This window comes from Sulfitobacter sp. HI0040 (assembly GCF_001634885.1).
Lineage (GTDB): Bacteria > Pseudomonadota > Alphaproteobacteria > Rhodobacterales > Rhodobacteraceae > Sulfitobacter.
Map to the genome: position 1 here is coordinate 1 of NZ_LWEX01000056.1, position 6537 is coordinate 6537.

The 6537-nt window shown below is 61.6% G+C and carries 5 protein-coding genes; all 5 read left to right on the top strand.

Annotated elements, in window-relative coordinates; translation table 11 throughout:
- A partial coding sequence (locus A3728_RS05110; RefSeq protein ID WP_150120653.1) for a carbon-nitrogen hydrolase family protein occupies positions 1 to 685 on the top strand: 685 nt, incomplete at its 5' end.
- Positions 686 to 760: 75 nt separating this feature from the next.
- Positions 761 to 3499 (top strand): aminotransferase class I/II-fold pyridoxal phosphate-dependent enzyme, encoded by a 2739-nt coding sequence (locus tag A3728_RS05115; RefSeq protein ID WP_067920852.1) that lies wholly within the window; start codon positions 761 to 763, stop codon positions 3497 to 3499.
- Positions 3500 to 3515: 16 nt separating this feature from the next.
- On the top strand, positions 3516 to 4976 hold the full coding sequence (locus A3728_RS05120; protein ID WP_067920854.1) for a biotin carboxylase: 1461 nt from the start codon (positions 3516 to 3518) through the stop codon (positions 4974 to 4976).
- A 22-nt stretch (positions 4977 to 4998) separates the two neighbouring features.
- Positions 4999 to 5970 carry a C45 family autoproteolytic acyltransferase/hydolase gene (locus A3728_RS05125; protein ID WP_067920856.1) on the top strand — a complete coding sequence of 324 codons (972 nt, stop codon included), beginning with the start codon at positions 4999 to 5001 and terminating at the stop codon, positions 5968 to 5970.
- Positions 5971 to 5972: 2 nt separating this feature from the next.
- Positions 5973 to 6537, top strand: a 565-nt coding sequence (locus A3728_RS05130) for a CaiB/BaiF CoA transferase family protein (protein WP_150120654.1), incomplete at its 3' end; no start/stop codon positions are given.

Consider the following 6537-nt stretch of genomic DNA (forward strand, 5'->3'; position numbering starts at 1 on the left):
CATCTGGTTCCCCGAAACGACCCGCCAGTTGACCGCTCAGGGTGTCGAGGTGCTGTTGCATCCCGTGCTCACCGGCACGACCGACCGCGACGCAGAGCTGGCGATTGCCCGTGCGACCGCCGCGCAGTTCCAGTGCTATATCTTCGACGTGAACGGCCTTGGCGCAGGGGGCACCGGCAAGTCCTGTGTCGTCGATCCGACGTCCATGGTGCTGCACCAGTCCGCGGGGCAAGAGGACATGTTCCCGATCGAGGTCGATCTGTCCATGGTCCGCCGCCAGCGCGAGACCGGCATGAAGGGTCTGGGGCAGGTCCTGAAATCCTTCCGGGATCGCCCGATCGATTTTTCGGTCTATGATCGTAACAGCGGTGCGGATGCATTTCTCAAGACGCTGGGGCCGCTTGCCGTGCCCCATCAGGGTACCCGCGCCGGTCTGCATGTCGACGTTCCGGCCCAGTCCGTGCCCGAGGCGCCTGTGTTCAAGGGTGCCGAAGCGCTGCCCCAGCCGGGCGCGCACGCCTATACCGTCGAACCCATGCCGAACCCCTCGGCCGGTACGGCGAGCCAACCGGCAGCCGAACCTGCCGCCACGCCAACAGCCGAAGCCCAAGAGGGCGCGGCCATTCCAAACCCCCCGGCAAAACCCGGTGTCTTCACCGGGGCGGGAGAATCATCAAGCGGCTAGACCGGTCTGAACGCGCGCGGCTTCCTGCCGCGCTGTGGAATGCATTGGTCGACGCCGCGCAGCGGAGATTGACTGATGCATTCCATGAACGAATATTCATCCGCAATACAACTGCGGTCCGATCGCTGGAGCGCGATGCGCGGCGCCACGGCCGCGCTGGCCCGCCAGCCGCGTGCCAAGGAGGCCGAGAAGCTTGTCGCCGACGTGCGCAAGCTGTTCGAGTCGCTGGCGGTCATAGAGCCTTACTGGGCTTTTCCGGGCATGTCGGCCTTCGACTACATGCGCCGCCAGTTCGAACACAAAAGCTACGAAGACCTCGCCTTTGCCGTTGGCCGCGTGACAAGGGCCCTTACGACAGGGGCCTACCGGCGCAGGACCATCCCGCTGGAACGCGACTCCCTTGATCAGGAAGAGCACGACGACGAGTCGATGCAGCCGCCCGAAGCGCGGGCGCTGGCCAAGCCCTATTTCGAGGTTCTGATCGTCGATGACGTCAGCGAGCAGCAGGAACGCTGGCTGCGCAGCAACGTGCAGCGGATGCGCCGGTCGGAAGACCCCTTTATCTATGAAGCGGTGGTGGTGCCCAGCGTCGAAGACGCGCTGATCGCGGTTCTGTTCAACCACAACATTCAGGCCATCGTGGTGCGCCCCGGTCTTACGCTCAAATCCGACATGGTGGAGGAGATCCTCACCCGTTACCTCGCCCGCGCGGGCGGACGCGAAGAGATCGACGCCCTGCTGCCCGAAAATTACGGCCCCGAACTGTGCCGCATGATCGCCAAGGTACGACCGGAGCTTGACGCCTATCTGGTGACCGAACGCTCGGTCGAAGATATCGCGGGACTGGATCTGGGGATTTGTCGGCGGGTCTTCTACAATCAGGAAGACTTCATGGAACTGCACCTGAACATCCTTAGGGGTGTGCAGTCGCGGAACAAGTCACCGTTTTTCACGGCACTGGTCGAATATTCCAAGCAACCGACCGGCGTTTTCCACGCCATGCCCATCAGCCGCGGCAAATCCATCACCCGCAGCCACTGGATTCAGGACATGGGGGCCTTTTACGGGCCGAACATCTTCCTTGCGGAAACCTCGGCCACATCCGGCGGGCTGGACAGCCTGCTTGAACCGCACGGGCCGATCAAGGAAGCGCAGGAACTGGCAAGCCGCGCCTTCGGGTCGAAGCAGACCTTTTTCGCCACCAACGGCACCTCGACCTGCAACAAGATCGTCGTGCAGGCACTGGTGCGCCCCGGGGATATCGTTCTGGTCGACCGGGACTGCCACAAGTCGCATCACTACGGGATGGTGCTGGCGGGCGCGCAGGTCTGTTACCTCGACAGCTATCCGCTCAACAAGTACTCGATGTACGGCGCGGTCCCCCTGCGCGAGATCAAGCACCAGCTTCTGGCGCTGAAGGCGGCGGGCAAGCTTCACAAGGTGCGGATGCTTTTGCTGACCAACTGCACCTTCGACGGGCTGGTCTACAACGTCGAACGCATGATGGAGGAATGTCTCGCCATCAAGCCGGACCTTATTTTCCTGTGGGATGAAGCATGGTTCGCTTTCGCGCGGTTCAATCCGACATATCGTCAGCGTACGGGGATGAACGCGGCCAATACCCTGCGCGCGAAATTCCGGTCCGATGCCCATGCCCGCGCCTATGAGAAACAGCAGGCGGAGCTGGAGGACGCGGATGACGAGACGCTTCTCAATACCCGGCTGATCCCGCCGCCCGATGCCCGCGTAAGGGTCTATGCGACCCAGTCGACCCACAAGACGCTGACGTCACTGCGGCAGGGTTCGATGATTCATGTCAACGATCAGGACTTCAAGGGAGAGGTCGAACAGAGCTTTCACGAAGCCTACATGACCCATACCTCCACATCGCCCAACTACCAGATCATCGCCTCGCTGGACGTGGGGCGCAGGCAGGTGGAGCTGGAGGGTTTCGAGTTCGTCCAGCGCCAGATCGAGGCGGCCATGTCCATGCGCCGCGCCATCGCGGATCACCCGCTGCTCCAGAAGTACTTCAAGGTGCTCACCGCCGGCGACATGATCCCGGATGAGCACCGCGAAAGCGGCGTGACCAGCTACTATGACGTAGAGCAGGGCTGGACCGATATGTGGGATTGCTGGGAAAAGGACGAATTCGTTCTCGATGCCACACGCGTCACGCTTGCGGTGGGCGGCACCGGCTGGGACGGCGATACCTTCAAGACCGATATCCTGATGGATCGCTACGGGATCCAGATCAACAAGACGTCGCGCAACACCGTCCTGTTCATGACCAACATCGGCACCACGCGGTCCTCCGTCGCCTATCTGATCGAGGTGCTGGTAGAGATCGCCAAATCACTGGACGAGTTGCTCGACGATGCGAGCCGGATGGAAAAGCTTTCGTTCGACCGGCGGGTTTCCAACCTGATGGAGCATTTCCCCCCGCTGCCCGATTTCAGCCGCTTCCACGACGCGTTCCGCGCTGACGACATCACCGTCGAAGGGGATATCCGCACCGCGTTCTTCCTCGCTTATGACGAAAAGAACTGCGACTATCTCGAACTGGACGGCTCCCTGAAGGAGGCGATGGATGCAGGCGAAACCGTCGTTTCGGCAAGTTTCATCATTCCCTATCCCCCGGGTTTTCCAATTCTGGTGCCCGGACAGGTCGTGAGCCAGGAAATCCTCGCATTCATGCGGGCGCTCGATGTGAGCGAAATTCACGGCTACCGGCCCGACCTCGGCCTGCGCGTCTTTACCGAAGAGGCGCTCAAACGGGTCGGATCGAACGATCTTTCATCATCACCCGCTTAAGAAAAGGACCTTCAACATGGCTACGACAATTCTCAAGAATATCTCGGAAATCCGCCGGTTCTTTCACCGGAACGAGGACCCCGTCTATTTCATCTCGGCCACCAACTTCAATTTGCTGGGCCTCGACGAATGGGTGAAGAACTTCAAATACATCTGTTACATCGATTGCTACGGCGGCAAGCACCCCAACGTGTTCTGCCCCTCGGAACAGCCGCATGCGGAATTCCAGTCCATCGAGGACATCAACAACTACCTGCTGCAGCACAAGGAAGTGATCGACTTCATCAAGCGCCGCGGCGGAAAGCCGAAGTTCGTCTTCCTGATGTTCGACGAGGAAACCGAGCGTCTGTCGAAAGAACTGGGCGCCGACGTCTGGTTCCCCAAGGCCAAGCTGCGCCAGGCGATGGACAACAAGATCGAGACCGTGCGCATCGGCAACAAGGCGGGCGTGCCCTCGGTGCCCAACGTTCTGGCCGAGGTCAAATCCTACGAAGACCTCAAGAAAACCTGCGAGAAGGCCGGTATCGGCCATGACCTCGTGCTGCAGTCCGCCTTTGGCGACAGTGGTCATACGACGTTCTTCATCAAGAACGAGGCCGATTTCCGGCGGCACGAGCATGAGATCGTCGGCGAAGGCGAAATCAAGATCATGAAGCGGATCGATTGCCGGGGTTCCGCGATCGAAGCCTGCGCCACCAAGGAAGGCACCATCGTTGGCCCCCTGATGACCGAACTCGTCGGCTTCAAGGAGTTGACCCCATATCGTGGCGGCTGGTGCGGCAACGAGATCCTTGCCACGGCCTTTCCGCCGAAGGTCCGTGAAAAAGCGCGCGACCTGACCTTCAAGTTCGGGGAACAGCTGCGCAAGGAAGGCTATCGCGGCTACTTCGAGCTGGATTTCCTGATCGACAAGAAGACAGGTGACCTTTGGCTGGGGGAATTGAACCCCCGCATCACAGGTGCGTCGTCCATGACGAACCACGCGGCTTTTGCCCACGCGGATGCGCCGCTCTTCCTGTTCCACTTGCTTGAATTCTCGCGCAAGAAGTTCCAGCTGGACGTGGATGAGTTGAACAACCGCTGGGCCGACCCGGATATGATCGACGGCTGGAGCCAGATGGTCATCAAACACACCGAGGACAACGTCGACATCTGCACCGAATCCCCCGAAACCGGCATCTATCGCATGCTCGAAGACGGGCGCGTGGTGTTCGACCGCTTCGACTATCACCGCCGGGCGGTGGAATCGGAGAACGAAGCCTTCTTTCTGCGGATCCTGCAGCCGGGCGATTACCGCTACGAAGGGGCCGATATCGGTATCCTCGTCACGCGGGGTCGGTCAATGACGAAGAGTTTCCAGTTGAACGAGCGGGCGAAAAAGTGGATTCATGGCATCAAGCAATCCGTGAACGGCAAGCCATTGCCGACCGCAGCCGCCGCGCCTGAACTTTCGGACCCGGCCTTTAAAATCCTCTGAGGATAACAAGGAAGGAAGCCACGTGTTCTGGCGTGCCCTAGACATTGCAACGCCCGGCCCGAAATGGGCCGGGCTTTTCGCCGAATACTGGCCCGATTACCACGCATGGTGGTTGAAGGAGGGCGAGGCGGCGCGGCCGACCTATGCGCAGTGTCGCCGCGCGATGACAGAGCATATGCCCGAGCTTGTCCCGCTCTATGACGAGCTGTGCAAGTTGGCGGGCGGTGGTGATCAAGCGGCAAGGTTCCTCAGTTTCTACTGCCCGCCGCCCTATCTTTCGGCCTGCAGTCAGGCGATTTGGGCGGGCAAGGAGCCCGTCATGGTCCGCAACTACGACTACAATCCACTGGCGTTCGACTCGCTCGTTCTGCGGACCGAATGGCAGGGCCGCCGGGTCATGGGGACGTCCGATGGGCTTTGGGGGCTGGTCGATGGGGTGAACGATGCGGGCCTTTCGATCTCGCTCACCTTCGGGGGGCGTCGGGTGGTGGGGCGGGGCTTCGGTGTGCCGCTGATCCTGCGCTATGTTCTGCAGACCTGCAAAACCACCGAAGAAGCGGGCAAGGTGCTGGCCCGCGTTCCCACCCATATGAGCTATAACGTCACCGTGCTGGACCGGAAGCGGAACTACCTGACCGCGATGATGGCCCCCGACCGGCCGGCACATATCACCCATGCCGCCGTCGCGACGAACCATCAGGAAAACGTCGAATGGGTGAGCCACGCGCGGTTCACCGCCACGGTGGAACGCGAACGCTTTTTGTTGCAAAGGCTGCGCCTGCACCGCGACCCGGAGGAAAAGTTCATCTCCGCCTTCCTCAAACCGCCGCTCTATTCGACGGCGTTCAATGCCGGTTTCGGCACGCTTTACACCGCCATCTACCGCCCCCGGAAGCGCCAGATGGAACTGCGCTGGCCGGGGACCGTATGGCCCCTGTCGCTTGACGGCTTCGAAGAAGGCGGCCGCCGGGTCGATCTGCCGGGAGCGGCCTGATCATGGCGGGCCCCCTAAAAGGTCTGAAAGTCATCGAATTCGCCGGTTTGGGGCCTGCGCCACTGGCAGGGCAACTGCTTGCCGATCTTGGCGCGGATGTCATCGTTGTGGACCGTGCGGCGGCGCCTGCCGATCCGACGGACGTGAACCGGCGCGGCAAACGCTCCGTCGCCCTGAACCTGAAGTCGCCCGCGGGCCTGAAAGCGGCACGCGCGCTGATCGCCTCTGCCGACGTCCTGATCGAAGGCTTCCGCCCCGGGGTGATGGAGCGCCTCGGGCTGGGGCCGGATGCCTGCCCCGACACCCTGATCTATGCTCGTATGACAGGATGGGGGCAGGACGGCCCATGGGCGCAGACGGCGGGGCATGACATCAACTATCTGGCGATCACCGGCGCGCTGCACGCCATGGGGGAGGCGGGGCGCCCGCCGGTTCCCCCGCTCAACCTCGTGGCGGATTATGGTGGGGGCACAATGTTCCTGCTTTTCGGGATCCTTTCGGCGCTTTTCGCCCGGGGAACGACCGGCAAGGGGCAGGTTGTGGACGCCGCGATGATCGAAGGCGTGC